This window comes from Nonomuraea sp. B5E05 (assembly GCF_039880665.1).
Lineage (GTDB): Bacteria > Actinomycetota > Actinomycetes > Streptosporangiales > Streptosporangiaceae > Nonomuraea.
Genome location: NZ_JBDPMJ010000009.1, coordinates 315,216 through 340,605, shown reverse-complemented (window position 1 = coordinate 340,605; position 25,390 = coordinate 315,216). Strand labels below are relative to the sequence as shown.

The 25,390-nt window shown below is 70.1% G+C and carries 23 protein-coding genes; 8 read left to right on the top strand and 15 right to left on the bottom strand.

The annotated features are described in order from the left end of the window. Positions 1-368: 368 nt before the first annotated feature. Both ABGB01_RS19730 and ABGB01_RS19725 read right to left on the bottom strand, forming a co-directional pair. On the bottom strand, positions 369-1,808 hold the full coding sequence (locus tag ABGB01_RS19730; RefSeq protein ID WP_347774969.1) for a penicillin-binding transpeptidase domain-containing protein: 1,440 nt from the start codon (positions 1,806-1,808) through the stop codon (positions 369-371). A gap of 36 nt (positions 1,809-1,844) precedes the next feature. After that, positions 1,845-2,204, bottom strand: a complete 360-nt coding sequence (locus tag ABGB01_RS19725; RefSeq protein ID WP_347618570.1) for a MerR family transcriptional regulator — start codon at positions 2,202-2,204, stop codon at positions 1,845-1,847. A gap of 136 nt (positions 2,205-2,340) precedes the next feature. Between ABGB01_RS19725 and ABGB01_RS19720 the strand changes: the two genes are divergently transcribed. Continuing rightward, a complete protein-coding gene (locus tag ABGB01_RS19720; RefSeq protein WP_347774968.1) occupies positions 2,341-3,264 on the top strand; it encodes an aldo/keto reductase in 924 nt (307 codons plus the stop codon). Positions 3,265-3,341: 77 nt separating this feature from the next. Here the strand turns inward: ABGB01_RS19720 and ABGB01_RS19715 are convergent, their stop codons facing one another. Further along, positions 3,342-3,869: a hypothetical protein gene (locus tag ABGB01_RS19715; RefSeq protein ID WP_347774967.1), complete on the bottom strand. Its 528-nt coding sequence runs from the start codon at positions 3,867-3,869 to the stop codon at positions 3,342-3,344. Positions 3,870-3,976: 107 nt separating this feature from the next. Continuing rightward, positions 3,977-5,113, bottom strand: a complete 1,137-nt coding sequence (locus ABGB01_RS19710) for a beta-galactosidase (protein WP_347774965.1) — start codon at positions 5,111-5,113, stop codon at positions 3,977-3,979. Here ABGB01_RS19710 and ABGB01_RS19705 point away from each other — a divergent pair. The 3 genes from ABGB01_RS19705 to ABGB01_RS19695 all read left to right on the top strand — a co-directional run bounded on the left by ABGB01_RS19705 (position 5,106) and on the right by ABGB01_RS19695 (position 8,490). Further along, positions 5,106-5,528, top strand: coding sequence for a hypothetical protein (locus ABGB01_RS19705; RefSeq protein WP_347774964.1), 423 nt, complete (start codon positions 5,106-5,108; stop codon positions 5,526-5,528). The two genes, ABGB01_RS19710 and ABGB01_RS19705, sit on opposite strands and share 8 nt — an antisense overlap. A 648-nt stretch (positions 5,529-6,176) precedes the next feature. Then, positions 6,177-7,331 (top strand): ThiF family adenylyltransferase, encoded by a 1,155-nt coding sequence (locus ABGB01_RS19700; protein WP_347774963.1) that lies wholly within the window; start codon positions 6,177-6,179, stop codon positions 7,329-7,331. Continuing rightward, entirely contained in the window at positions 7,273-8,490 is a 1,218-nt protein-coding gene (locus ABGB01_RS19695) for a hypothetical protein (RefSeq protein ID WP_347774961.1), read from the top strand. Before ABGB01_RS19700 ends, ABGB01_RS19695 begins: the two co-directional genes overlap by 59 nt. 35 nt (positions 8,491-8,525) lie before the next feature. Here the strand turns inward: ABGB01_RS19695 and ABGB01_RS19690 are convergent, their stop codons facing one another. Beyond that, on the bottom strand, positions 8,526-9,161 hold the full coding sequence (locus ABGB01_RS19690) for a TetR family transcriptional regulator (protein ID WP_347618568.1): 636 nt from the start codon (positions 9,159-9,161) through the stop codon (positions 8,526-8,528). A 76-nt stretch (positions 9,162-9,237) separates the two neighbouring features. Here ABGB01_RS19690 and ABGB01_RS19685 point away from each other — a divergent pair, with 76 nt between their 5' ends. Next, complete coding sequence (locus ABGB01_RS19685; protein WP_347774959.1) at positions 9,238-10,551, top strand: GH1 family beta-glucosidase; 1,314 nt, start codon at positions 9,238-9,240, stop codon at positions 10,549-10,551. Here ABGB01_RS19685 and ABGB01_RS19680 read toward each other — a convergent pair. After that, a complete protein-coding gene (locus tag ABGB01_RS19680; RefSeq protein ID WP_347774957.1) occupies positions 10,533-11,429 on the bottom strand; it encodes a hypothetical protein in 897 nt (298 codons plus the stop codon). The two genes, ABGB01_RS19685 and ABGB01_RS19680, sit on opposite strands and share 19 nt — an antisense overlap. Before the next feature lie 335 nt (positions 11,430-11,764). Here ABGB01_RS19680 and ABGB01_RS19675 point away from each other — a divergent pair, with 335 nt between their 5' ends. Then, positions 11,765-13,198 carry an aldehyde dehydrogenase gene (locus ABGB01_RS19675; protein ID WP_347774955.1) on the top strand — a complete coding sequence of 478 codons (1,434 nt, stop codon included), beginning with the start codon at positions 11,765-11,767 and terminating at the stop codon, positions 13,196-13,198. Between the two features lie 314 nt (positions 13,199-13,512). On the opposite strand, the gene ABGB01_RS19670 is transcribed toward ABGB01_RS19675, so the two are convergent. From ABGB01_RS19670 to ABGB01_RS19650, 5 genes are all read right to left on the bottom strand, one after another. Then, positions 13,513-14,301, bottom strand: a complete 789-nt coding sequence (locus ABGB01_RS19670) for an alpha/beta fold hydrolase (RefSeq protein WP_347774953.1) — start codon at positions 14,299-14,301, stop codon at positions 13,513-13,515. A 10-nt stretch (positions 14,302-14,311) separates the two neighbouring features. Continuing rightward, positions 14,312-16,750, bottom strand: coding sequence for a LuxR C-terminal-related transcriptional regulator (locus tag ABGB01_RS19665; RefSeq protein WP_347774952.1), 2,439 nt, complete (start codon positions 16,748-16,750; stop codon positions 14,312-14,314). Positions 16,751-16,790: 40 nt separating this feature from the next. Beyond that, on the bottom strand, positions 16,791-17,219 hold the full coding sequence (locus tag ABGB01_RS19660) for an AMP-binding protein (protein ID WP_347774950.1): 429 nt from the start codon (positions 17,217-17,219) through the stop codon (positions 16,791-16,793). Between the two features lie 56 nt (positions 17,220-17,275). Continuing rightward, on the bottom strand, positions 17,276-19,693 hold the full coding sequence (locus tag ABGB01_RS19655) for a LuxR C-terminal-related transcriptional regulator (RefSeq protein WP_347774948.1): 2,418 nt from the start codon (positions 19,691-19,693) through the stop codon (positions 17,276-17,278). A 133-nt stretch (positions 19,694-19,826) separates the two neighbouring features. Next, complete coding sequence (locus ABGB01_RS19650; RefSeq protein WP_347774947.1) at positions 19,827-20,570, bottom strand: AMP-binding protein; 744 nt, start codon at positions 20,568-20,570, stop codon at positions 19,827-19,829. Positions 20,571-20,742: 172 nt separating this feature from the next. Between ABGB01_RS19650 and typA the strand changes: the two genes are divergently transcribed. After that, positions 20,743-22,593, top strand: a complete 1,851-nt coding sequence (gene typA, locus ABGB01_RS19645; RefSeq protein ID WP_347774946.1) for a translational GTPase TypA — start codon at positions 20,743-20,745, stop codon at positions 22,591-22,593. A gap of 73 nt (positions 22,594-22,666) precedes the next feature. Here typA and ABGB01_RS19640 read toward each other — a convergent pair whose 3' ends face one another. From ABGB01_RS19640 to ABGB01_RS19630, 3 genes are read right to left on the bottom strand one after another with little or no spacing between them, the layout of a single operon-like run. Then, positions 22,667-23,317 carry a DUF2461 domain-containing protein gene (locus ABGB01_RS19640; protein ID WP_347774944.1) on the bottom strand — a complete coding sequence of 217 codons (651 nt, stop codon included), beginning with the start codon at positions 23,315-23,317 and terminating at the stop codon, positions 22,667-22,669. A 36-nt stretch (positions 23,318-23,353) separates the two neighbouring features. Continuing rightward, the gene (locus ABGB01_RS19635; RefSeq protein WP_347774943.1) at positions 23,354-24,139 is read right to left on the bottom strand and encodes a polysaccharide deacetylase family protein; all 786 of its coding nucleotides are present in this window, start codon (positions 24,137-24,139) and stop codon (positions 23,354-23,356) included. A gap of 29 nt (positions 24,140-24,168) precedes the next feature. Continuing rightward, complete coding sequence (locus ABGB01_RS19630; RefSeq protein WP_347774941.1) at positions 24,169-24,474, bottom strand: hypothetical protein; 306 nt, start codon at positions 24,472-24,474, stop codon at positions 24,169-24,171. 183 nt (positions 24,475-24,657) lie between these two features. On the opposite strand from ABGB01_RS19630, the gene ABGB01_RS19625 reads away from it, so the two are divergent. Then, complete coding sequence (locus ABGB01_RS19625) at positions 24,658-24,786, top strand: hypothetical protein (RefSeq protein ID WP_347774939.1); 129 nt, start codon at positions 24,658-24,660, stop codon at positions 24,784-24,786. Here the strand turns inward: ABGB01_RS19625 and ABGB01_RS19620 are convergent. After that, positions 24,783-25,367, bottom strand: coding sequence for a sigma-70 family RNA polymerase sigma factor (locus tag ABGB01_RS19620; protein WP_347774937.1), 585 nt, complete (start codon positions 25,365-25,367; stop codon positions 24,783-24,785). The two genes, ABGB01_RS19625 and ABGB01_RS19620, sit on opposite strands and share 4 nt — an antisense overlap. Positions 25,368-25,390: the final 23 nt, after the last annotated feature.

Sequence of the window (25,390 nt, the reverse complement as noted above, 5' to 3'; positions counted from 1 at the left end):
CCCACCGCCTGGCCAGCGTCCGCTACGCCGACCGCATCTACGTCCTCGACCGCGGCACGGTCACCGAACACGGCGACCACGACACCCTCATGTCACTCAACGGCCTCTACGCCGACCTCTACACCCTGCAGGCCACCGCCTACCGCTGACCCGGGTCCGCTGCTTCCTTCGCGCGCCGGCCGGAGTGTCACTTGCTGTGGCGGATCGCCGCCCGTACGGCGGTGTAGATGACGACCCAGAGAACCGCGAAGGGGATGAGGAAGACGAAGACGAGCTCGTATATACCGATGTTAGGCATGCCCGCACCATAAGGGGCCGTGATTGAAAAGCGCTTAGCGATCACTTGCCCCGGAGCCGGCGCGGCGCCGTCACGCCAGGGCCGCCTCGATCACCGCTCGCGCCACGTCGCCCACCGCGCCCGCCCGGAGGCCGGGGTTCTCCAGCACCACCCCCACCGCCACCTCAGGCGCGTCCGCCGGCGCGAACGCCGTCACCAGCGCGTGATCGCCGGTGACCATGCCCTTCTCGGAGGTGTCGGACTTGGCGGCGACCTCCACCCCGGGGATGGCCGCCGTGCCGCCCGCGTGCGTGACCGTCGTCATCATCGCCGCGAGATACCGCGCCAGCACGGGCGACAGGGCCGTACGGTAGGGCGCGGGATCGGCCCGGCCGATCACCGAGCCGTCCGCCAGCCGCTGCTCCTCCACCAGGTACGGCCGCATCAGCACCCCGTTGTTGGCCACGGCCGCCGACAACATGGCCAGCATCAGCGGCGTCACACGGTCGTCGTGGCGGCCGATCGCGGACAGCGCGGTCCGCGCCCGGTCCATGGCGACCGGATAGCGGCTCGGCGTCGTGCCCAGCGGGATCGTCAGACCCGTCGCGTTGAACCCGAAGGCCTCGGCCTGGTCCCGCAGCAGGTCCTGCCCGAGCTGGAGCCCGATGCCGGCGAACGCGGTGTCGCACGACGCCATGAACGCGTACGCGAGCGTCGGCCGTTCCTGCGCGCAGCGCTCGCCGTTGTCCACGTACATGGGGGTGCCGGGCAGGCGCAGGCGGGCGGGCGCGTCCACCACGGTCGACGGGGTGTACTCGCCGGAGGCCAGCGCCGCCGCCGTGGTGACCAGCTTGAACGTGGACCCGGGCGGATACAGCCGGTGCAGCGCCCTGTTCGCCATCGGCCGCGAAGGAGCGTCGCGGAACCGCCTGGCCGTCTCGGCCAGCCGGTCAGGGTCGAAGGTGGTCAGGGCGTTCGGGTCGTAGCTCGGGTAGCTGGCCAGCGCCAGGATCGCCCCCGTCGCCGGGCTGATGGCCACCGCCGCGCCCGGGACCCCGGTCGCCTTGAGACTCTGGTAGGCCGCCCACTGCGCCCGCTCGCTGATCGTCAGCCGGACGTCGGCCCCCTCCACGACACCGTCCCTGACCAGCGACTGCACCCTCACCTTGGCGTCGTCGCCGGACAGCACCGCGTCCTGCGCGTGTTCGATGCCGGTCGAGCCCGACAGGGAGACGTGCCCGGTGACGGGCGCGTACACCGCGCCGTGCCGGTAGACCCGCCGGTAGAGGTACGGGCCATGGCCGGTCGGGCGGCTGATGGCGACGGGCGTGCCCTCGTAGGTGAGGATGTCGCCGCGCGGGCGTTCGAACCTGGCGATCAGGGGCCGCTCGTTCCTGGGGTCGGCGTTGAGCGTGTGCGACCCGAACGCCTGGACGAGCGTCACGTGCGCCAGCAGCACGAACAGCATGGCCGCGCACGACCTGGCGACGCGGCGGAGCGGGCTGTCGATCCGCCGTGCCCACGATGCCATGCCCCTCGGTCTACCAACCGGGGCGCAAAGGCCTGGCTAGATGAGGCTGCGGTAGTAGGAAATCTTGTTACGGATGTAGCTCTGCCGCTCGCCGAGGTTCGCGATCTGCGCCCGCACCTGGTCGTCGTGCTCCTCCAGGAGTTTGATGCGGTCGGGGATCGTGTGGTCGCCCGCGCGTACGAGCTCGGCGAAGCGGAGCATCTGGGCGATGGGCATGCCCGTGTCGCGCAGGCAGCGCAGCGTGCCCAGCCAGCCGATGTCCTCCTGGCTGAACCGGCGTTGCCCGGCCGCGTTCCTGTCGACGCGCTCCAGCAGGCCGATCTTCTCGTAATAGCGCAGGGTGTCGATGCTGAAGCCGGTTTCCTGCACGACCTGGGCGGGTGTGTACACGCTCATGTGCCCTCCTCCGCCGGCGGCGTTCGTTCGTGACGCTGCTCCACGCGCCCAAGCATCCCACCTCGAGCGCACTCCAGGTCAACCGGTCCGCGCAGGGCTTGACATGGAGTGCGCTCCAGATTCCAGAGTCAGCCTCATGAACATCGCACTCGGCACGATTCCGTTCGGCACGACCGTCGATCTGACGGACACGTTCGCCATCCTCGACCGGTTCCGCGAGGCGGGCGGCACCATGCTCGACACGGCCAACAACTACCCGTTCTGGGTGGAGGGCCGCACGGGCGACGAGAGTGAGCTGGCCATCGGCAAGTGGCTGGCCGCACGGGGCAACCGCGACGAGATCTTCATCAGTACGAAGGCCGGCGCCCGGCCCTCCGTCCCCGGCGACACCACCCTCGACTCGGCCGAGGGCCTGTCCGCCCCGGTCGTCGCCAGGGCCGCGGAAGGCAGCCTCAGCAGGCTCGGGACCGACCACATCGACCTCTACTGGTCGCACATCGAGGACCGTTCCGTCCCTCTGGAGGAGACCCTGGGGGCGTTCGACGAGCTGGCCCGGCAGGGCAAGATCCGCGCGGCGGGGGCGAGCAACATCGCGACCTGGCGGCTCGAACGGGCCAGGAACGTCTCCGCCGCGAACGGCTGGATCGCCTACACCCACGTGCAGCTCCGGCACACGTACCTGCGGCCCCGGCCGCTCACCAGGCCGGCGGAGGCGGGGCACACGCTGGCCTCCGACGAGACCTTCGACTACCTGGCCGCCGAGCCGGACATGACGTTGTGGGCGTACAACACGCTGATGTTCGGCGCGTACACGCGCGCTGACCGCCCCATTGCCGAAATGTACGATCATTCGGGCACGACCCGGCGCCTGGCCGTGCTCCACGAGGTCGCCAAGGAGCTGGGCGCGACCCCGAACCAGGTCGTCCTCGCCTGGCTGATGGCCGACGGCATCGTCCCCATCGTCGGCGTCACGACGATGGCCCAGCTCGAGGAGGCCATCGGAGCCGCCGACCTCAAGCTGGACCAGGACCTCCGCGCCCGCCTGGACGCCCCCGCCTGACCGGCCGCGCGCGGTCCCTGCGGCGAGGCGGCTGCCGCGGCCCGCCTCGCCGGGGATCTGGTTCAAGGCCAGGAACGCTAGCGTCTGCACGAAACGGCGAGAACGGTGGCCGTCTGCCCGCTCCTGATCCGCACCCACTTCTCGTGGGAGCCCGTCTCGATGGTCTGGATGGGCGCGCCCGGAAGGGCCATCCATTTGGCGGTGCAGTGGTGATCTATCATGAATGCGTCCGTGTCAGTGAAATGCCTGGTCGATACGGTTCGCGGCTTGAGCCATCGCAAGTGCTCGTTGGTATACCAGTCCTTGTACTGCCGGCTACACGGGTGGTCGCCGTTCGGCGCCTGCCTGAAACACCATGCATCGGAGATCATGATGCGTTGAGCCGACAGATTGACGACTCGACCGCACAGTCTGACGCCGGCGACGGTTCTGCATTCTTCCGCGTGAGCGGGCGATGTCTGCGTGAGAGAGATCCCGGCCGAGGCGACCAGGACGCCGAGAGCGATCAGGAGCCGCCGGGTCGTGGTCATGTGTGAGGCCATGTCCATCCTCATGGTCCACCTCTCAGGAGTGAGCGGGAAGGGATTGCCGGCAACTGTGCCCATGACGCCGCACCACGGCAACGGGCCTAGCCCTGTCTGGGACGGATGGGACGTCACTACGTCCCTCACCAGCGGCGACAGGGACAGCTCGGGACGGACCGGGAAGCCCGCTAGTCAGTGGTGATGAGGACGGGGCGGGTGCCGATCTCGACGAATCCTTCCTGGCCGACCGTCGTGGCGGTGCCGTCCAATCTGAGGAGCCGGGTGGAGTGGGGCGGAACGGCTGTTGACGCGGTTCCGGCATGAGTCCAGCGAAGCACGGCAGGACGAGAACGGCCGTCGACGCCGGTTACAGATAATTCGCACTGCCACACATTGACCGGCAGTTGAATGGCTGTCCCCTGCCCGCATGCGCGAATCCGGGCACGGGCGAGCCACCGCTGCAACTCTTCGACGGCCAGGGCGGCCCTGGTCGGCGCCGCCCCCGGAACTTGCAGCATCAGCGGAATGTTCCTGACACCCCACGCGTAGAAGTACGTTCGGCTGAGATTGCCGTTGACGCTGCCGTACAAGCCGGTCAGATAGAACCGAACGGCGTGATCGATCGCGCGCTCCTCGTCAAGGGGACGCTGCAGGACGATGTCGTGTGTCGTGCCCGTGCTCCACATGGGAGGATGCACGCCGGCCTGGTGCATCGTCCGGTAGGCCGCGTCCAGGATCGCCAGCATGGTCTCCGGAGGATCGGAGGCGGAGCGCTGGTGCAGTTTGATGCCGGCGACGTCGCAGTGCCCGTAACCTCCGGCCGCCGCGAACCGGCGTAGACGGTCACGTCCTTCGGGACTCCAGAGTCTCCCCATGCCTGGGCACACCACGATCGCACCGGGATCAGCCTGTTTGATGATCCGGTTGGCCTGCCGGGTCATCTCGACCAGGGTCGCCATGTCGCCGTTGTAGAAGCGGGGATCGTTCGCGACGGGCCACAGCTCGTATGCTTCGAACCGCCCTCTGTAGCGCTCGGCGAGCACACGAACGAACCGCCGCCAATCCGCCAGGTCGTCCGGCGGCCCCGACCGGGCTCCTTCGGGATAGGCCATGCGCGGAGCGCCGGGAGCGGCCCACGCCGGCGTGCCGCCGATGACGAACAGGGCAGGAAGTCCGGTTCGCCGGGCGCCGGCTACCAGGCGATCCAGAACGGTCCAGTCGTACTCACCCCGGCGCGGCTCCAGATTGGCCCATCGCGTCTGGCTGTCCCAGAACCGGACGGACCCCACCCGGAAGCTCGGCATCTCCCCGGTGTTCGTGGCCACGGTCACACCGAACCTGGCCGGTTGCACCGGCCTCGGCGCCACCACCCAGCTCGGGCCGCTCACCCATTGCGGCGACGCCGTTCTCGCCGCACTCCCGGAAGGCTCCTGTGACGAGGCCGTGCCGAACGCCATGACCGACGCCGCGACCAGCACAATGGCGAGCGTCCTTCGCCGCGACCGCGCCGCCGTTCGCGTGCCCTGCCCCGCCGTGCCCGTGTCGGGAGTCACGGGTAAGGCAGACGAGGGCGCGATCTCCGCGGCGGACGGCGGCCCGTCCTGGTCAGGGGCGGGAACCTCGTCGCCGACGGCCCACACCCTGGCCAGTTCGCGAAGTTCCGCCTCGGTGGCGCCGCACGCTCGCGCGATCCGTGTCACGACCCCGGCGTCCGGCGGTCTCGCCTTTCCCGTGCAGTAGCGGTGCAGGGTCGAACTGCTGATGTAGGTCTTTCTGGCGAGGTCGGCATAGCTCTGCCCGCTGCGTTCCTTCAAGTGGCGCAGAAGGTGCCCAAGAGCCGGCCTGGTGCGTGGCGAGACCACAGTGCGTCCCCGGTTGGTTCAGTGAAACGTCCCGCAGATCGTCCCACGCCGTCCCGTGTTGCTCCAATACTCGCAGGTGACCGCCCATGTGACCTCCCATTCGCCCCAGCATGGCGGCAGCACGTTGTGGTGGCGGCGGCGGAGCTTGCAGAGTCGGTGGCGCCCGGCCGCCCTCCTGGGATTCAGGTGAGGGCTCAGGGGCGAATCCAGGGCCACGGCCCGTCTGACCGCGCATGCGCGGTCCCGGCGACACGCGAAGGGGGTGAGGACGATGGAGATCATCGAGATCCGGACGCTGGATCGCGTGGAGACGACCTGCGAATGCCATGAGGACGTCGCCTGACGACTCCAGAAATCCCGCTCGGGATGACCACCCACCATACGAGACGAGCGAAGGGAGGACGCCCATGGAGACCATCGAGATCCGCAAGCTGGATCGAGTCGAGACGACTGCCGACTGCGGTCGATGCGAGACCTGATCCCGCGCCCTGGATGACTAGTTGACCGCGACCGATCGGAGGCTTCGTTGCAGCGGCCACGCATCAAATCCGAGCACCGCCCGTACAGATTGAGTCATCATCGCATTCGTATCGGCGGGACGGTCTACGGCATCGCCGCCGAGATCGTCGATCCCAAGGGTTGGATCTGGGCGCTGCTCGAATGTCTGGACGGAACGCGGACGGTGGACCAGGTGGTCGACCATCTGGTCCACCGCATTCCAGGTCTGACACCACAGCGAGTCATCAGTGGAATCGACCAGTTCGCGGCTGCCGGATATCTCGAGGATGGCGGAGAGATCCCGCCGGCCGAACTGTCCGCTCAGGACCAGGAGCGCTACAGCCGCAGTCATGCCTACTTCCGGTGGATCGATCTGCGGCCGCGCGAGACAGGCTGGCATGCCCAGTTGTGTCTCAGCCGTGCGAGCGTCGTCGTCGTCGGGATGGGCGGAACGGGCGGCAGCGCCGCGCTGGCACTCGCCATGTCGGGAGTCGGCCGGCTCCACTGCGTCGACCCCGACGTCGTGGAACTGTCCAACCTCAACCGCCAGCTGCTCTACACCGAACAGGACATCGGCAGGCCGAAGGTCGATGCCGCCGTCGAGAGACTGCGTGCGCACAACTCAACGGTTCACCTGACAGCCGACCGGCGGGAGATCTCCAGCGAGCAGGACCTGACCGAGTGCGTCCGAGGCCACGACATCCTCGTGATCTGTGCGGACCGGCCCACCGAGATCCGCAGGCTGGCGAACCGGACGGCCAGGCGATCCGGAGTCAGGTGGGTGCACGGGGGCTACCACGGTCCGCGCGTCACCGTAGGAATGTTCACGCCGGGCGGCGGGCCCTGTTATGAATGCCTGCAGCAGAACCAGGCCGAGGAGCGGGAGCCTTCGGCGGGCGAATGGCCGGAGCCGGCTTCGTACCCGAACGTCCACGCCGCGAACGCGGTAACCGCCGGCATGTCGGGAAACCTGGTCGCGCACGCGGCGATGAGCCTGATCACTGGCGCGCCCGCGTTGCCGTCCAACAGCATTCTAGGAATCAATCTCGTAGCGCCTGACGGCCACTTCGTCATAACCGACGACAAGCCTCGGCTGGATTGCCCTACATGCGGGGGAGGAAAAGATGTCCGGCGCGTCCCGAGTACGGCTCCATCCGCTGACGAGGCAGGAGGAAGGCGGTGAGTGGATAGTCGGTCGCATCGAGACCGGCACCTTTGTCGCTCTTCCCGCGGTCGGCGTCCGGTTCATCGAGCTCATCGACGATGGCTACGAAGTTGTCGACGTCAAGCAGCGACTCCTGGCAGAGTTCGGCAAGGAGTTCGACACCGACGGCTTCCTCGGCAGCCTTCTGGACCTTGGCTTCGTGTCCGAGGTGGACGGGCATCGGGTCACCACGCAAACGCCGAAGTGCACCTTCGCGAAGGTTCGGCCCACCCACGTTCGCTGGCTCATGCACCCGGCGACCGGCCTGGCGACGGCACTGGTCGTCGCCGCCTCGTCGATGGCCCTCGCGTTCAGCCCCGAACTCGTCCCCGGACCGACCGACATGATCTGGACCGATCGCGGCAGCGTCTTCCTTCTCAGCCAGGCGATCGTCGCCTGGGGATCGATCTTCCTGCACGAGCTGGCGCATCTGTTCACGGCCAGAGCGGTGGGTGTGCCGGGGCGCATGCAGTTCGGCACGCGGCTGCAGTTCCTCTGCGCGCAGACGGACGTCAGCGGCATATGGTCGGCGCCCAGGGCGACCCGCATGGTCGTCTATCTGTCCGGCATGGCGGTCAACGCCGTCATCGCTTCACTGGGCATCTGGATCCTGCATCTGCCTGAAACCCATCCCCTGCACGCCTTCGGCCCGTTGATCTTTCTCACTCAGGTCGTGCTGCTGGCGAACCAGTTCCTGTTCTTCATGCGTACGGACGTCTACTTCGTCGCGCAGGACCTCGCCGCTTGCCGGAATCTCTACCGGGACGCGTCACTGTACGGCCGCTACCTCGTGCGCAGACTCGCCGGCCTCGCGGCTGACGATCCGAGCGCCCGCCTGCCCACGCGAGAGCGACGCATCGTTCGTGGGTACGCGTACTTCTTCGTTCCGTCGAGTTTGATCTGTGTGTCGTTGTTCCTGCTGGTCACGTTGCCGGTCATGGTGCGGCTGGTGACGTCGGCGCTCGGCCGGGTCGCCGCCATGGAGTCGACGGCCGCTGTCATGGACGGAGTGATCGTGCTCGCCATGGTCGCGACGGTGGAGGTCATCTGGGCGCGTGCCTGGTGGCGGCGCCATCGCAGGCGCGTCATCGGCGTCGCGACCAGATTCTTCTCGCGTCGAGGAGAGCCGGGCACGTGACCTCCGCGGGGACGTACCCGGACCCGCGGGTGCCGCTAGGGGAGGTGGTCGGCGAGGTAGCGGTGGACGAGTTGCTTGCACTCGGCGATCAGCCTCGCGTCGCCGTGGGGATCGGTCCTGAAGGCCAGTTTGAGCACCGCGTCCGTGGCCTCGACCGCCACCAGCAGCGCCCGGTCCAGGCCGGGGCCGACGGGCGCGTCCAGGAGTTCGAGGGTGAGTCTGCGCAGCCGGTCGGCCACCACCGCGTTGTTCTCGTGGGTGCCGTCGAGCGCCTGCTTGCTCCCGGCCACCGGCCCGCCCGCGGTGACCAGCACCTCGCCGAAGTCCATCACCGAGAACCCTGGAGTCGTGCGCTTCATGTCGACGAACTCGTCGACGGCCAGGTCGACGAGGCCGGTCCAGTGCGAGAGGTCGGCCGTCGCGACGCGTTCGGTGATGCGCCCGAGGAACGCCTCCAGGTTGCGCCTGGCCAGCGCCCGCACCAGGCCCTGCTTGTCGTGGAAGAACTGGTAGAAGGTACCGATCGGCACCTCGGCCCGGCGGGCGACCTCCTTCGTGGTCAGCGCGTCGTAGCCGACCTCGTCGAGCAGGAGCGCGCACTCGTCGAGCATCCGTTCCACCCGTTCCACGCTGCGGCGCTGGGCGGGACGGCGGCGCAAGGTACTCGTCATGGTCACCATCCTGTCCTATTACCGGCAGGAAAGGTCCATTACCGTGGCTCGGTAACGTGAGCGAGGAGAGCCTGGAATGTTCCTGTGGGGCACGGCCACCGCGGCCTACCAGATCGAGGGCGCCGTCCACGAGGACGGCAGGGGTGTCTCCATCTGGGACACGTTCGCGCACGAGCCGGGGCGTACGCGCGACGGCCACACCGGCGACGTGGCGTGCGACCACTACCACCGCTGGAGCGAGGACGTCGCGCTCATGTCGGGCCTGGGGCTGAACGCCTACCGGTTCTCGATCGCCTGGCCGCGCGTGCAACCCGCGGGCTCGGGCGCGGTGAACGAGAAGGGGCTCGACTTCTACGACCGGCTCGTGGACGCCCTGCTGGCGGCGGGCATCCAGCCGGTGCCGACGCTGTTCCACTGGGATCTCCCGCAGGCGCTGGAGGACCGCGGCGGGTGGATGAGCCGCGAGACGGCCGGGCGCTTCGCCGAGTACGCCGCGATCGCCGCCGGCCGCCTGGCTGACCGGGTCCCGCTCTGGATCACCCTGAACGAGCCGTTCGTGCACATGGCCTTCGGCTACGCCATGGGCGTGCACGCCCCCGGCCGGGCCCTCATGACGGACGCGCTGCCCGCCGCCCACCACCAGCTGCTCGGCCACGGCCTGGCCGTGCGGGCGCTGCGCGCGGCCGGAGCCCGGCAGGTGGCGCTCACCAACAACTGCACCCCGGTCAGGGCGGCGTCGGCGGACGAGGCCGACGTCAAGGCCGCCGAGGCGTACGACGCCCTGCACAACCGCCTGTTCAACGACCCCGTGCTTCTCGGTAAATATCCAGACTTGTCGGCCTACACCGCCGCCCTCGACTTCGTCCAGGACGGCGACCTGGTGACCATCGCCGCACCCCTGGACGCCCTCGGGATCAACTACTACCACCCGACCCGCATCGCCGCCCCCACGGCCGAAGGGCTGCCGTTCGCCGACGCGGGCATCACCGGCCATCCGACCACGGCCTTCGGCTGGCCGGTCGTCCCCGACGGCCTGCGCGAGCTGCTCACGGGCCTCAAAGCGCGGTACGGCGCCGCCCTCCCCCCGGTCCTCATCACGGAGAACGGCTGCTCACAGGACGACGTACCGACTGAGCGCGGCACGGTCGAGGACGGCGGGCGCATCGCTTTCCTGCGGGACCACATCGAGGCGATGCGGCGGGCCATGGCCGAGGGCGTCGACGTGCGCGGCTACTTCGTCTGGTCGCTGCTGGACAACTTCGAGTGGGCCGAGGGCTACCACCAGCGCTTCGGCCTCGTCCACGTGGACTTCGCGACGCAGCGCCGCACCCCGAAGGCGTCGTACGCGTGGCTGAGGGAGTTTCTCGCGGGTCAGAACACCGACACGTGAACGTGGTCGTAGTGGTTGGCCGTCGCCCCGCCCCGGTTGGACATCGGGTCCCAGCCGCCGCCCGAGCGGATGTCGTAGTAGCGCTGCTTCCAGATGATGTACATCACGCCGAGCCTGGGGCCGTTCTTGATGAGCCACGCGGCGAGGGCGTCGCCGTTGGCGGCGTCGGCGCCGGAGGCCACGGTGCCACCTCTGGACATCATGAAGTCGCAGGCCCGGCCCTTGCCGTGTTCGCCGGGATCGCCGGGGCGCAGGCAGCCGACGCCGTACTTCATGGGGAAGTTCTGCATGATCTCCGCGCGGACCGAGATCATGCGCTGTGTGAGGCCCTCTGACCCGCCCGGCTGCTGGAAGCCGTACTTGGCGAGCAGGCGCTGGATGTCGCGCCGCTTGGCCTGCATGGCCTTGATCTCCTTGCGGAGCTTCTCGATCTTGTCGTTGGCCTTGAGCTTCGCCTCTTTGTGCTTCTTGATCAGAGTCTGGATGCTCTTGACCCGCTCGGTGCGCTCGTTGGCCATGTAGCCCATGTTGGCGGCCTGGCCCAGGATCTTGTACGGGTCCTCGTTGGGTGCGATCAGCCGGAAGTTGTCGAGCGGGCCCATGATGTAGGCGGTCTGCGCGATCCGGCCCACTTCGGCCTGGGCGGCCTTGAGCTTGGCCGCCAGATCGCCTGAGGTGTCGGTGGCCCTCTTCGCCTGGATCCTGATCTCTTCCAGGATCTGGATCTGGCCGCGATACTGCTGGCTGAGCCGGGCCGCCTGCTTGGTGAGTTTGCGCAGCTCGGCGGGTGAGGGATCGGCTGCGGCCGGTTGTCCGGGCTGGAGGCCGAGCAGCCCGGCGAGGACGGTGACAAGAACGGCGAAGCGCCAGATCCTCACACCCGTCCCCTCCCCTCATAGACGGACCGAAACTATAGAAGATGATCTTGATCTCTGTCATCCGAACGACCGAACTGCCGCACCTTTGGCGATGATTCACGGCTTTTGTCCAACACCGGACGAACCAGAACATTGGGTCTTGTGTAGATCGCTCCAAACGCCCAGCCCCTCAGGGAGAAGGGCTTCGACGTCGTCCAGCACGAGGTCAGGGACCGCGGCGGAGGGGTGCGGCGCACCAGCCGCACCCCTCTTGCGTGCGCGTCCAGAACATGGTTCGGTCACCTTGAGGCATCCCCAGAGCAAGCAAGCATTCGGTCAAGCAGGAGGCTCACGACATGCGCCAGCACGACAAGCTGTTCATCGGGGGCGAATGGGTGGCCCCGGCGGGCACCGCGACGATAGACGTCATCTCCCCGCACACCGAGGAGGTCGTCGGCCGGGTGCCCGACGGCACGCCCGAGGACGTGGAGCGCGCGGTCGCGGCCGCCAGGCAGGCGTTCGACCACGGGCCCTGGCCACGGATGACGTTCGCCGAGCGGGCCGAGGTGATCAGCAGGCTGGCCGCGATCTACAACGAGCGGCAGGGCGAGATGGCGCGGCTCATCACGGAGGAGATGGGCTCGCCCATCACCTTCTCCAACCTCGCGCAGGCGCCCCAGCCGCTCGGCATGCTGCAGTTCTACGCCGAGCTCGGCAAGACGTTCCAGCAGGAGGAGAAGCGGCCGGGGCTGTTCGGCCCGCTCACCGTGCGCAGGGAGCCCGTGGGCGTCGTGGCGGCCGTGGTGCCGTGGAACGTGCCGCAGTTCGTCACGATGACGAAGCTCGCGCCCGCGCTGCTGGCCGGCTGCACGGTCGTGCTCAAACCGGCGCCGGAGACGCCGCTGGACGCGTACCTGCTGGCCGAGTGGGCGGTCGAGGCGGGGCTGCCCGCGGGCGTGCTCAACATCGTGCCCGCGGGCCGCGAGACGGGCGAGCACCTGGTCTCGCACGCGGGCGTCGACAAGGTGGCCTTCACCGGCTCCACGGCGGCCGGCCGGCGCATCGCGGCCATCTGCGGCGAGCAGCTCAAGCGGGTCAGTCTGGAGCTGGGCGGCAAGTCCGCCGCCATCATCCTCGACGACGCCGACCTGACCGCGAGCATGGGCTTCCTGTCGATGGCCAGCCTCATGAACAACGGCCAGGCGTGCGTGGCCCAGACCCGCATCCTCGCCTCGCGCAGCCGCTACGACGAGGTCGTGGACGCCATCGCGAGCATGGTCGGCTCCCAGCCCGTCGGCGACCCCGCCGACCCGGCGACCGGCATCGGCCCGCTGGTGGCCAGGAGGCAGCAGGAACGCGTCGAGGGCTACATCAGGATCGGCATGGACGAGGGCGCCAAGATCGTGGTCGGCGGCCTGGAGCGGCCCTACGACCAGGGCTGGTACGTCGCGCCCACCGTCTTCGCCGGCGTCTCCAACGACATGCGCATCGCCCGCGAGGAGATCTTCGGCCCGGTCCTGGCCGTGATCCCGTACGACGACGAGGCCGACGCCGTCCGCATCGCCAACGACAGCGACTACGGCCTGGCCGGCACGGTGTGGACGGCCGACGCCGACCACGGCATGGAGGTGGCCCGCCAGGTCCGCACCGGGACGTACGGCGTCAACTGCTACATGCTGGAGACCAACGCGCCCTTCGGCGGCTACAAGGCCAGCGGCATCGGCCGCGAGCTCGGCCCGGAGGGGCTCAACGGCTATCTGGAGTACAAGACCATCGCCCGGCTCGGCTGACCGGGCGGAAAGGAGGGCCCCGCGGCCGGCCGCGGGGCCCTCGTCGTACGGGATGTGCACCCAGCGCGCCCCCGCAACGCTAGGTGCAGACCCCGCCACTCACAGTGCATACCCCACTCCCCGCGGTGATCCACCCGATGGAGGCACTGAAAGTGCGGATCGCCTCACCCATGGTGATCCGCCGGCGGCGAGCCACGGTGGGCGACCGCCTGACTACTGAAGTATGTCCCATGGTCACCGTCATGACGGCTTCCATCCCCAGAGACTTTCTCCCGGCGGTTTTTATCCATCCGCCCTAGGTAGACGTGTATTACTCACGAAAAGTTCGAAGAGATCCATTTGCCAATTTTGCCGATGAGTTCGGGGGTGGCGGCGGTCTCCGCGTGGCCGTACCCCGGCTCGATCCAGAGCTCCTTCGGCTCGCGCGCGCCGTCGTAGAGTTGGTGCGCGTGCTCCACAGGGAAGAACGCGTCGGCCTCACCGTGGACGATCAGCAGCGGCACCGGCGTGATGAGCCCGGCGGCCTCGTGCGGCGGCATCGGGATCGGGTCCCACGCGCCGGGGGCGATCCTGGTGCGCTTGACCAGCCGGGCCGCCAACCGGCCGGCCCGCCGCTCGATGGCCCAGTGCACCTGCCGCATCGGCCTGGTGCCTCGGTAGTACCACCGGGCCGGGCCGCTCACCGCGACCACCGCGTTCACGCCGCGCCTGAGCCCCGCATGGCGTACGGCCACCGCCGCCCCCATGGAGAAGCCCACGACCGCGATCCTGGAGTAGCCGACCACCCGGGCGTGCCTGACGGCGGCGTCCACGTCGAGGATCTCCGCGTCCCCCACGGTGGTCAGGCCGCCCGAACGGCCGTGGCCGCGAAAGTCGAACGCCACCACGCCGCCGTAGCGGCTCAGCACGTGCACGATGCGGCGGGCGGCCCGCTCACGCCACGAACCGGTGAAGCCGTGCGCCACCACGATCCCGACGTCCAGGGGCCCTGACGGCGCAGGATCGGCCCCGGCGGCGGGCAACCTGGCGGGAGTGTGCGAGGCGTCGATGCGAACCCCGTCCTCGGTCCTCAGCATGACGGGGAAGTTGGGCGCGAAAGGCATGAAGACGAGCTTAGGTTCGTTCCGCGTCCATCCCGTGCTTGACCGCCCACACCGCGATCTGGGCGCGCGAGTCGAAGCCCAGCTTGTCCATGATGTTGGCGACGTGCCTGGCCACGGTCGCCGGGCTGATCACCAGCTCCAGCGCGATGGCACGGTTGCTCATCCCCCGGGTGAGCAGCGCCGCGACCTGCCGCTCGCGGCCGGTCAGCCCGTCGTAGCGCAGGCCGGGAAGCGCGGAGGACCCCGGCGGCCCCGGAGCGGCCACCCCGGATCGAGCGCGGTCGAGCGCCCGCTCGGCCACCTCCTCGGGCGTCTGCTTCATGCCCTGGGCCCACAGCAGCGCCACCCGGCCCTCGCCGAGCCGCGCGCGGGCGAGAGCCAGCAACTCCTGGACGCGGCCGGGCGCGCCGAACTGCCCGATGGCCTCGCGCAGCGCGGTGGCGGCCGCCGCGGCCGACACCGCGCCCTCGATGTCGTCTCGCGCCCTGGCCAGCGCGGACAGCGCCATGAGAGCGCGGACGATTCCGCGCCGCTGGCCGGTCCGCAAGCTCAGGGCCAGACCGGCGGCCACGTGCTCACCGGCGGTCGCGAAGTCGCGCAGCCCGGCCGCCACTCTCGCGATCTTGGTGTGGCAGCGGGCCAGCTCGATCCGGTTGTCCATGTCCGCGAGCAGCGGCAGCGCCGAGGCGTGGTGGAACATGGCCGTCTCCAGGTCGCCGGCGGCCTCGGCCACCGCGCCCAGATGGGTCAGCGCCCTGGCCAGGGTCCAGTGGTGACCGGTCTTCCTGGCGATGGCCAGCGCCTCCTCGCCGTAGCGCCGGGCCTGGCGCAGACGACCGTGGAAGAGCGCCACGTTCAACTGGGCGATCCGGACGGTGGCCAGGTTGAACAGGTCGTCGTGGGCGGTGGCCGCGGCCTCCAGCTCGTCGAGGTAGGCCAGGGCCTCCTTGCTCTTCCCCCTGCGCAAGAACACGGTCAGCGCCACGCAGTAGGTGATGCCGAGCCAGTGCGTGTAGGGGTGTCTCTTCTGCTCCTCGACGGCCCGCACGACGAGCTCCTCCGCGCGGGCCAGCTCGTCGCCGAGCTCCAGCCCGTACGCCAGGCCGCCGTTGGCCACCGCCACCAGCTCGGGCGGCACCTCCGACAGATCGAGCGCGAGCAACCGCTCGTGCCAGCCGACGCTCTCGCCGAGGTCGCCGCGGACCGCCTGGATCGCCAGGGCCGTGCTCGCCAGCCGCAGCCCGAGCACCGGCTGCTCGGACTCCACCGCCCGGTCGACGGCCGCGCGGCAGTCGTCGAGCAGGGACCGTCCCCTGGTGAACGCCTGCTTGATCGCCTCCCAGGACATCCCGCGGTTGAGCGAGTCGGCGCCGTAGCACCGCTCCAGTTCCTCGCAGATCACGCGCAGGTGCCTGTCGCGCAGTTGTGCGGCCTCGCCCGCCTCCTCCAGCCGCTCGGCGGCGTACTGCTTGATCGTCTCCAGCAGGCGGTAGCGGCCGGCGCCGGGGTGGAGCACCAGCGACTTGTCGACCAGAGCACTGAGCAGGTCGAGCAGCTCGGCGCCGCGCAGGATGCCGCCGTCCGCGCACACCCGCTCGGCCAGCTCCAGATCGAACAGCCCGGCGAAGACCGACAGCCTGCGCAGCAGCACCCGCTCCTGCGGCGAGAGCAGGTCGTGGCTCCACTCCACGGTGGCGAGGAGCGTGCGCTGCCGGGCGGGGGCGGTACGGTCGCCGGTCGTCAGCAGCCCGAACCTGTCGCCGATGCGGTCGGCGATCCGGCCCGGGCTCAGCAGGCTGGTGCGGGCCGCCGCCAGCTCCAGCGCCAGCGGCAGGCCGTCGAGCGCGCGGCACAGGCGTACGACGTCGTCCATGCTGCCCGGGACCCCGCGCGCGCCGGCGGCCAGCGCCCGCTCCACGAAGAGCAGCACGGACTCGGCATCCGGGTGGTGGTCGTCGGGCAGTTCGAGCGGCGGCACCCGCCACACCAGCTCGCCGGGGATGCGCAGGGGCTCGCGGCTGGTGATCAGGAACGCCGGCTCGGGGCACTCGGCGATCAGCTCGGCCACCAGCTCGGCGCACCGCTCGACCAGGTGCTCGCAGTTGTCGAGGACGATCAGCGCCCTGGCCGCGCGCAGGCGCACCCGCAGGCCGTCGAGCAGCCTCCCCGGCGTCTCGTCGCGCACGCCCAGCACCTCGGCCAGCTCGTTGACGACGAGCGCGGGCCGGCTGATGCGGCCCAGCTCGACCAGCCACACGCCGCCCGCGAACCCGGGCATCGCCCGCGCAGCGACGCGCAGCGCCAGGCGGGTCTTGCCGATGCCCCCGACGCCGCTGAGCGTGATCACCCGTTCCTCGTGGATCAGCGCGCTCAGCTCGGCCACGTCTCGCGCGCGCCCGACGAAGCGGTTGGGCTCCGCGGGAAGGTTGTGCGGGACTTGCGCCATCATGTGAGAGCCCATGGGGGGTCGCCGGGACTGTCCGTCCCGCTCAGTCTCCACTGCTTCGGCGCTCGATGCGATCACTTTGCGTGCAGAAATCACGACGGATCGGATAGGGAGGTAGAGCGCCCAGGTCTGCGACGCCCATCACGATCCGTACGAGCGTCTCGTCCGCCGCCTCCAGCGCCCGCGGCATCTCGGAGATCATCACGCGGGCGCCGGTCGCGCGGATGCGGCTCCTGAGGGTGTCGACGTCGAGATCGGCCGGCAGCGGGCAGGCGACACCGCCCGCGGCGATCACCGCGTCCGTCGCGATCATCAGGTCGGCTCCGACGGGCAGGCAGATGAGCACGGTGTCACCAGCGCGAACGCCTCTGCGCCGCAACTGGACGGTCGCCATGGCGGACCTCTCGTCCAGTTGCTCCTCGGTGAGCGTCAGGCCGGTGCCCAAGTCCACCATGACGATGCGCTCCTCCATGGGGCCAACGGTAGGGAGGGCGTCTCGTGCATGCATGGGGCGGAATATGCAGATCCCTATGCAGAAGCCCTGGGGTGTTCCGCGGCCCACACCGCGATCTGCGCCCGCGAGGTATAGCCGAGCTTCTCCATGATGTTCGCGATGTGGCGCGCCACCGTCGCGGGGCTGATCACCAGCTCCTCCGCGATGCCCCGGTTGGACAGGCCGCGGGTGAGCAGCCCGGCGACTTCCTGCTCGCGCGCGGTCAGCAGCGAGTGCCTGACGGGCTCGGTCACCGCGGGCGTCCCGGCCGTCAGCCGTTCGCTCTCCAGCACGTGGCGCGCGGCGTCGTCGGGGTCCATCGCCCGGCCCCGCGACCACAGCGAGGTGGTGCGGCCCTCTCCCAGCCGGGCCCTGGCCCGGCCGAGCAGCTCCTCGATCCGCGTCGTGGCCGGGTGCCGGCCGATCGAGGCGCGCAGCGTGGCCGCCGCGGCCGCGACCAGCACCGCGCAGGCGAGATCGCCCTCGCACTCCGCCAGCACCGACAACCCGGCCAGGCACCGGGCCATGTCCTGACGCTGCCCCGTCGCCCCGGCCAGCGCGCGGCTCGCCGCCAGCCGCTCCCTGGCGACGCCGAACTCGTGCGACATCGCCGCCACCCTGCCGATCCTGGCCAGGCAGCGTGCCAGCTCCAGGTCGCCACCCAGCTCCCGCAACCACGAAACGGCCAGCTCGTAGCGGGACCTGGCCGTCACCAGGTCGCCGCGGGCCTCGGCCACCGAGCCGAGCTGGGCGGCCGTCCGCGCCATGATCCAGCGGTGACCGTGCTCGCGCGCCCGCGCGAGTGCCTCCTCGCCGTGCCGCTGCGCCTCCCGCAGCCGGCCACGCGTCAGGGCCACCGCCGACAACCCGGCCAGCCCGGCCGCCTGGTTCCAGGCGTCGCCGGACCGGGTGGCGAGGGCCAGGCACTCCTGGGCGTGCGGCAGCGCCTCGTCGGGCCTGCCCATGCGCAACAGGACCACGGCCATGACGCTGTGCAGGACGCAGCGGGTGAACACGTCGTCCGGCGGCAACCGGGCCAGGCTCCGCCGGGCCACCTCCAGCGAGCGGTCCAGCTCGTCGCCCGCCTCCAGCCCGTACGCGAGGCAGGCCTCGGCCCGCGCGATCCGCTCGCCGGGCACCTCCGACAGGTCGAGGGCGAGCAGCCGCTCCGTCCAGGCGACGATCTCCGCCGGGTTGCCGCCGACGGGCAGCAGCGCCGTGCCGGCGGCACACAGGCGCAGGCCCAGCGCCGGGTTTCCGGACTCGGCGGCCCAGCCGAGCGCCACCCGCTGGTCGTCGGCCAGGCTCCGGCTCGTGGTCAGCGCCTCCAGCCGGCCCTCCCAGGGCACGCCCGGCTCGACCAGCTCGGTGGCGAAATGGCGTTCCTGCAGCTCGCAGAGCGCGCCGAGGTGCCGCTCGCGCAGGATCTCCCGCTCGCTCGCCGTGTCGAGGCGCTCGGCGGCGTACCGCTTGATGGTCTCGAGCAGCCAGTAGCGTGCGCGGCCCTCGTCGCAGAGCACGAGCGACTTGTCGACCAGGCCGCCGAGCAGGTCGACGATCTCCGCCTCGGAGATCGGCGGCTCGGCGCAGACCTGCTCGGCCAAGTCGAGGTCGAACGCGCCGGCGAACACCGCCAGCCTTCGCAGCAGCACCTGCTCCTTCGCGGACAGCAGGTCGTGGCTCCACTCGACGGTGCAGAGGAGCGTGCGCTGCCTGGCGGGAGCCGTACGGCCGCCGGTCGTCAGCAGCACGAACCTGTCGTCGACGCGGTCGGCCATCTGCCCGGGGCTGAGCAGGCTCGTACGGGCCGCGGCCAGCTCGATGGCCAGCGGCAGCCCGTCGAGCGCCCGGCACAGGCGTGCCACGTCGGGCAGGCTGCCGGGGCCCAGCCGCGTGCCCGCGGCGGCCGCGCGGTCGAGGAACAACCGCACCGACTCGGCGCCGAGGCGGCCCGTGACGGGCGGCAGCTCGAGCGGCGGCACCCGCCAGACCAGCTCGCTGGCGATGCGCAGCGGCTCCCTGCTGGTCGCCATGACGCTCAGCGGCGGGCAGGCCGCGATCAGCGCCGCGACCACTTCCGCGCACCGCTCGACCAGGTGCTCGCAGTTGTCGAGCAGCAGCAGGCAGGGCTGACCGCGCAGCCTGGCCGCCACCGTGTCGAGCAGCGGGCGGCCGGCCTCCTCGCGCACGCCGAGCACGCCGGCGAGCTCCCGCTCCACGAGCTCGGGACGGCCGGCCCCGGCCAGCTCCGCCAGCCAGACGCCGCCCGGATAGGAGGGCAGCAGCCCGGCGGCCGCCCGCAGCGCGAGCCGGGTCTTGCCGATGCCGCCGGCCCCGCACAGCGTCACCACCCGGGTCTCGCCCATCAGCCGGCGCAGGTCGCCGACGTCGCGTTCGCGGCCCACGAACCGGTTGGGCTCGGCGGGAAGGTTGTGCCGGGGCAGCTCAGACATGTGGTCACCCGCGCATCGCAGAAGGATCACACTCTCCGACAGTGTCGCACTTTCCCCGCCAGGAGACCTGCGCATCAGGCCGCTCGCCCATGTTCCTCCAGCCCGGCCAGGAACGCGGCGGCGCCCATCGAGTTCACAGGCCGAGCGAGCTCACGACCGTCCGTTCGTCGACGACGCGCAGCGCGGGACTGCCGAGCAGCCTCCTGGCCAGGTCGTAGGGTGCGACGACGACGTTCGCCCCCCGCTCCTGGGCGAGCACGCGGCAGCCGACGAGGCTCGGCTCGTGGGCCACCACGACGTGGGCGCCGGACATCATGGCCAGGTCGATCACCCGCAGCACTCTGAACGGATCGTTGACCGCGCTGATGAGGACGTCGTCCTTGGCGATGGCCACCCGCGCGGCGAGCCTGCGCAGGTCGCCTGCCAGCTCGTCGTGGTCGAACACGCGCCGGCCGTCGAACGTGAGCGCCGGGCCCGCCAGCGGCCCGAACTCCACCCCGCGCTCGTCGAGCAGCTCGGAGAACGGCTCGGCCCCCTCGACCGGAAGGAAGGAGTAGACCTGCTCGACCTGCGCGGCGGCGGGGTCGTAGTGGCGCTGGGTGATCATCATGCGGGCGGAGCCGGAGGCCGCGAGCACCGCGACGCCGCCCGCCCAGGCGACGGCGTGGATCGCGACCGGCAGCGTCGCGCCGGGCGGGACGTTGACGATGACCCGCTCGCCGTAGCCCAGACCCCGGCGGCGCAGGCCCGCCGCGCCGCGGGTGACCCGTTTGACGAAGGTCGCGTACGACAGCACCTCGCCTGTCCGGACATCGCTCACCGCCGGCCTTTCGGCCCGTGTCGGCGCCGCGGCCATCACCAGCTCTGTCCAGGTCATGCCGTTAATGTAGGGACCCTGGCCAAGATTGCCATGCGCACAATTGTGCAACCGGCTATGTACGTAGGGCGCCGCCGTCGTCCTGCTCGCGCTCGCCATCAGAGGCAATCAACTAGACTTGGTTGGTCGCGACTTCGCGCGGCCGCCTCCACGACACAGAGCGAGACCTCTCATGCCTTTGAACAGCCGCGAAGACCTGCGGAACATCGCGATCATCGCGCACGTCGACCATGGCAAGACCACGCTGGTCGACGCCATGCTCTGGCAGTCCGGGGCCTTCCGCGCCAACCAGGACGTCGACGACCGCGTCATGGACTCCAACGACCTCGAGCGCGAGAAGGGCATCACCATTCTCGCGAAGAACACCGCGGTCAAGCACGGCGGCATGACCATCAACATCATCGACACCCCCGGCCACGCCGACTTCGGCGGCGAGGTCGAGCGCGGGCTCTCGATGGTCGACGGGGTCGTGCTGCTGGTCGACGCCTCCGAGGGCCCGCTGCCGCAGACCCGCTTCGTGCTGCGCAAGGCGCTGTCGGCGAAGATGCCGGTCATCCTGTGCATCAACAAGGTCGACCGCCCCGACGCCCGCATCAAAGAGGTCGTCGACGAGGTCTACGAGCTCTTCATGGATCTCGACGCCACCGAGGAGCAGATCGACTTCCCGATCGTCTACGCCTCGGCCAAGGCGGGCAGGGCCTCCATGGAGCGCCCCGACGACGGCGGCATGCCCGACTCGGGAGACCTCGAGCCGCTGTTCGACATCATCAAGTCGACCATCCCTGCGCCGACCTACGACCCGAGCGCGCCGCTCCAGGCCCACGTCACCAACCTCGACGCCTCCTCCTATCTCGGTCGCATCGCGCTGTGCCGCATCCACCAGGGCGTCATGCGCAAGGGCCAGCAGGTGGCCTGGTGCCGCACCGACGGCACGATCCAGCGCGTGAAGATCACCGAGCTGCTCATGACCGAGGCCCTGGAGCGCAAGCCGGCCGAGCAGGCGGGCCCCGGCGACATCATCGCCATCGCCGGCATCCCCGAGATCATGATCGGCGAGACGCTGGCCGACCCCGACGACCCGCGCCCGCTGCCGCTCATCACGGTCGACGAGCCGGCCATCTCGATGACCATCGGCACCAACACCTCGCCCCTCGTGGGCAAGGTCAAGGGCTCCAAGGTCACCGCGCGCATGGTGAAGGACCGCCTCGAGAAGGAGCTGGTCGGCAACGTGTCGCTGCGGGTGCTGCCCACCGAGCGGCCCGACGCCTGGGAGGTGCAGGGCCGCGGCGAGCTCGCGCTGGCCATCCTGGTCGAGCAGATGCGCCGCGAGGGCTACGAACTCACCGTCGGCAAGCCGCAGGTGGTCACCAAAGAGATCGACGGCAAGGTGCACGAGCCCGTCGAGCGCCTCACGGTCGACTGCCCGGAAGAATACCTCGGCGCGGTCACCCAGCTCCTGGCGGTGCGCAAGGGCCGCATGGAGCACATGACCAACCACGGCACCGGCTGGATCCGCATGGAGTTCGTGGTCCCGGCGCGCGGCCTGATCGGGTTCCGCACGGAGTTCCTCACCGAGACCCGCGGCACGGGCCTGGTCCACCACGTCTTCGACTCCTACGAGCCCTGGTTCGGCGAGCTGCGCACCCGCAACAACGGCTCGCTGGTGGCCGACAGGTCCGGCCCGGTGACCGCGTTCGCGATGCTCAACCTGCAGGAGCGCGGCACGCTGTTCGTCTCGCCGACGACCGAGGTCTACGAAGGCATGATCATCGGCGAGAACTCCCGGTCCGACGACATGGACGTCAACATCACCAAGGAGAAGAAGCTCACCAACATGCGCTCCTCCACCAGCGAGGAGACGGAGAAGCTGATTCCGCCGCGCGTGCTCTCCCTGGAGCAGGCGCTCGAGTTCATCCGCGAGGACGAATGCGTGGAGATCACTCCTGACGCCGTGCGCATCCGCAAGGTGGTGCTCGACGCCGCGACCCGCGGCCGCGCGGCGGCCCGCGCCAAGCGCGCCTGACCCGCCCCGCCGCGCCTGACGGCCTCCGGCGGCCAGGCGCGGCGGGGCGGCGGTCTCCTGCTCCGGCGCCAGGTCAGCGGGGCGGCAGCTCGCTGCCTCTCACATGGGTGCAGAGCCACTCGACCAGGGGCCCGAAGTCGCGCCACGTGCGCGCCACCCGCTCGCGCACCTGCGGCGTGTGCACCCACGGCTCCGGCTCGAACCGTTTCCCCGCGTGGAGCGACCTGTGCCGCAGCAGCTCGATGCGAGGGTGGCCGGCGTCGAAGCCGCGCGGCCTGGTCTTGAGCCGCTCGCCGTGGAGCGTGTAGCCGCCCGCCTCCAGCGAGTCGATGATCGACTCAAGCGGCTTGCCCGACAGGTCCTCGTCGACGGCCGCGCGATAGCGGGCGACCTGGTCGGAGGCCTTCGTGTAGACGCCGCCCGCGGTGAACAGCCCGGCCGCGCTCAGCTCCACGTAGAGCCCGATGCCCGGCATCAGGTCGACGAACGCGCCCTGATGCGTCTTGTACGGCGACTTGTCCTTGGCGAAGCGCACGTCACGATAGGGCCGGAAGAGCTGCGCCGGCCCGAACTCCGTGGCCAGCTCGTCGGCGAGCGCGAGCATCGGCTCTCGCACGGCCTCCTCATAGAGCTGTTTGTGCCGGCCGAAGTAGGTCTTCGAGTTGTCAGCCTCGAGACCCTCGTAGAACAGGAACGCCTCGTCGGGAAAGCCGGTGAACCCCATGAGGACAAGCCTGCCACGCGGCCGGGGCGCCCCGGGTCACCGCCTCATGTACTTCCTCCCCGGCGCGGGGCTCCGGTCGCCGTACAGCTCGGAGACCGTGACGAACGTGAAGCCCTTTCTCGCGAGCGCGTCGAGCAGGGCGGGCACGGCTTTCACGGTGGTGCGGTGGATGTCGTGCATGAGGATGATCGAGCCGGGTGTGGCCCGGCCGGCCCGCCGGACCACGACTTCGGGCGTCCGGTCCCGCCAGTCGAAGGTGTCGAGGTTCCACAGGATCTGGGCCATGCCCGCGCGGCGTGCCTCGGCCGCGACGTGCCGGTCCGTCAGTCCGTACGGCGGCCGCATCACCCGCATCCTGACCCCGGTGAGCCGGCGCACGAGGCGGCCGGTGTGCCGCAGCTCCCGGTGAAGCTCCTTCCGTGTCAGCTCCGACAGCGCCTGGTGGCTCCAGGAGTGGTTGCCGAGCTCGTGCCCGTCGGCCGCGATGCGCTGGACGGCTCGCCTGCCGCCGGCCGCCACCATCTCCCCGACCACGAAGAACGTCGCCCTGACGTGGCGCTCGTTCAGCAGGTCGAGCAGCCGGCCCGTGTGCTTGCCCGGTCCGTCGTCGAAGGTCAGGGCCACGCACTTGGCCGAAGCGCAGTCGACGTGGCGCGGCCAGTCGGCCTGCATCGACTCCAGCCGCCTGGCCAGGACGGAGCGCTCGACCGGCGGCGGCTGGACGGGCACGATCGGGAGCGCCGGAGGATGGGCGTGCACCACCACCTGGGTGGCGGAGCTGACCAGAGCCAACAGGGCCAGCGGCAGAGCCCACCCGCGCATGCGTCCCCCCGAAACACCGCGTACGGGGGCTACGGATAGTCCTGGGCCGGTTTCCCCCGCAGTTCCCTGACCAGGTCCTCCCACCAGGGTGGGATATAGGCCCGTAGTTCTTCGGAGCGGCGCGCCACGCGCATGGCACATCCGGCCGGATCCGTACCCAGATGCCGACGTTTCACCGGCCCTTCCTGCCAACGGTAAAAGCCATCCCTGTAGCGCACGACCAGGCCTATCCACACCGAGACGGTCGCATCGTCGCCCACGTCGTACGCGCTGGTGACCCCCAGACCGTGGAGCTCCGCCTGGAGCTTCTCAGTCGCCGCTCGGGCCTCGTTCACCCGCCACCCCCTGCCGACGTTCCGCGGACATCAGGGATGTACCCAAACACCGGGCGTCCGCGACGCGGCGCATTCAGGTGAAGCTTTGGTCGTGTGTCCCCTGCATCCCGAGGACAGGCCCGACCCCGAGGGCAACGAGTTCTGCGTCCTCCGCAGCGAGTCCGAGCGTGCCGCGACAACTCCGTGACGACCGCGCGCGAGCTGAGGCGGCTGCGTCGGACCGTCGGCGACTACGCCAGGGAGGCCTGCATGCACGACGACGCGGAAGGCGGGTGGTTACGCGTCCGCCTCCATCTCGCCATGGGGTTCTAGGCGGCGCTCTGCACGGGCACGCGTACGGCGCCCTCCTCGCGGGCGTATCCCTCCAGCATGCCGCGCAGCTGGCGGCGGCCGCGGTGGAGGCGCGACATCACGGTGCCGATCGGTGTGCCCATGCGCTCAGCGATCTCCTTGTACGCGAAGCCCTCGACGTCGGCCAGGTAGACGGCCACGCGGAAGTCCTCGGGCAGGCTGCGCAGGGCGTTCATCACGATGTTGTCGGGGAGCCGGTCGAGCGCCTCGTTCTCGGCGGAACGCAGCCCGGTCGAGGAGTGGGACTCGGCGGCGTGCAGCTGCCAGTCCTCGATGTCCTCGGCTGCGGACAGCTTGGGAGAGCGCTGCTTCTTGCGGTAGTCGTTGATGAAGTTGTTGGTCAGGATCCGGTGCAACCACGCCTTGAGGTTCGTGCCCTCGCGGAACTGGTGGTAGGACGTGTACGCCTTCGCCACCGTCTCCTGCACGAGGTCCTCCGCGTCGGCGGTGTTGCGAGTCAGGCGCATGGCGGAGGCGAACAGCTGCGACGTCACGGGCACGACGTCCCGTTCGAACCAGTCCTGACGCTGCTCATCGGTCATAGTGATCAAATCAATCCCCCTTG

Coding starts and splice junctions, on each gene's coding strand:
- ABGB01_RS19730 (WP_347774969.1), bottom strand. CDS start 1,808: ATGGCATCGTGGGCACGGCGGATCGACAGCCCGCTCCGCCGCGTCGCC.
- ABGB01_RS19725 (WP_347618570.1), bottom strand. CDS start 2,204: ATGAGCGTGTACACACCCGCCCAGGTCGTGCAGGAAACCGGCTTCAGC.
- ABGB01_RS19720 (WP_347774968.1), top strand. CDS start 2,341: ATGAACATCGCACTCGGCACGATTCCGTTCGGCACGACCGTCGATCTG.
- ABGB01_RS19715 (WP_347774967.1), bottom strand. CDS start 3,869: ATGGGCACAGTTGCCGGCAATCCCTTCCCGCTCACTCCTGAGAGGTGG.
- ABGB01_RS19695 (WP_347774961.1), top strand. CDS start 7,273: ATGTCCGGCGCGTCCCGAGTACGGCTCCATCCGCTGACGAGGCAGGAG.
- ABGB01_RS19690 (WP_347618568.1), bottom strand. CDS start 9,161: ATGACGAGTACCTTGCGCCGCCGTCCCGCCCAGCGCCGCAGCGTGGAA.
- ABGB01_RS19685 (WP_347774959.1), top strand. CDS start 9,238: ATGTTCCTGTGGGGCACGGCCACCGCGGCCTACCAGATCGAGGGCGCC.
- ABGB01_RS19675 (WP_347774955.1), top strand. CDS start 11,765: ATGCGCCAGCACGACAAGCTGTTCATCGGGGGCGAATGGGTGGCCCCG.
- ABGB01_RS19670 (WP_347774953.1), bottom strand. CDS start 14,301: ATGCCTTTCGCGCCCAACTTCCCCGTCATGCTGAGGACCGAGGACGGG.
- ABGB01_RS19665 (WP_347774952.1), bottom strand. CDS start 16,750: ATGATGGCGCAAGTCCCGCACAACCTTCCCGCGGAGCCCAACCGCTTC.
- ABGB01_RS19660 (WP_347774950.1), bottom strand. CDS start 17,219: ATGGAGGAGCGCATCGTCATGGTGGACTTGGGCACCGGCCTGACGCTC.
- ABGB01_RS19655 (WP_347774948.1), bottom strand. CDS start 19,693: ATGTCTGAGCTGCCCCGGCACAACCTTCCCGCCGAGCCCAACCGGTTC.
- ABGB01_RS19650 (WP_347774947.1), bottom strand. CDS start 20,570: ATGACCTGGACAGAGCTGGTGATGGCCGCGGCGCCGACACGGGCCGAA.
- typA (WP_347774946.1), top strand. CDS start 20,743: ATGCCTTTGAACAGCCGCGAAGACCTGCGGAACATCGCGATCATCGCG.
- ABGB01_RS19640 (WP_347774944.1), bottom strand. CDS start 23,317: ATGGGGTTCACCGGCTTTCCCGACGAGGCGTTCCTGTTCTACGAGGGT.
- ABGB01_RS19635 (WP_347774943.1), bottom strand. CDS start 24,139: ATGCGCGGGTGGGCTCTGCCGCTGGCCCTGTTGGCTCTGGTCAGCTCC.
- ABGB01_RS19620 (WP_347774937.1), bottom strand. CDS start 25,367: ATGACCGATGAGCAGCGTCAGGACTGGTTCGAACGGGACGTCGTGCCC.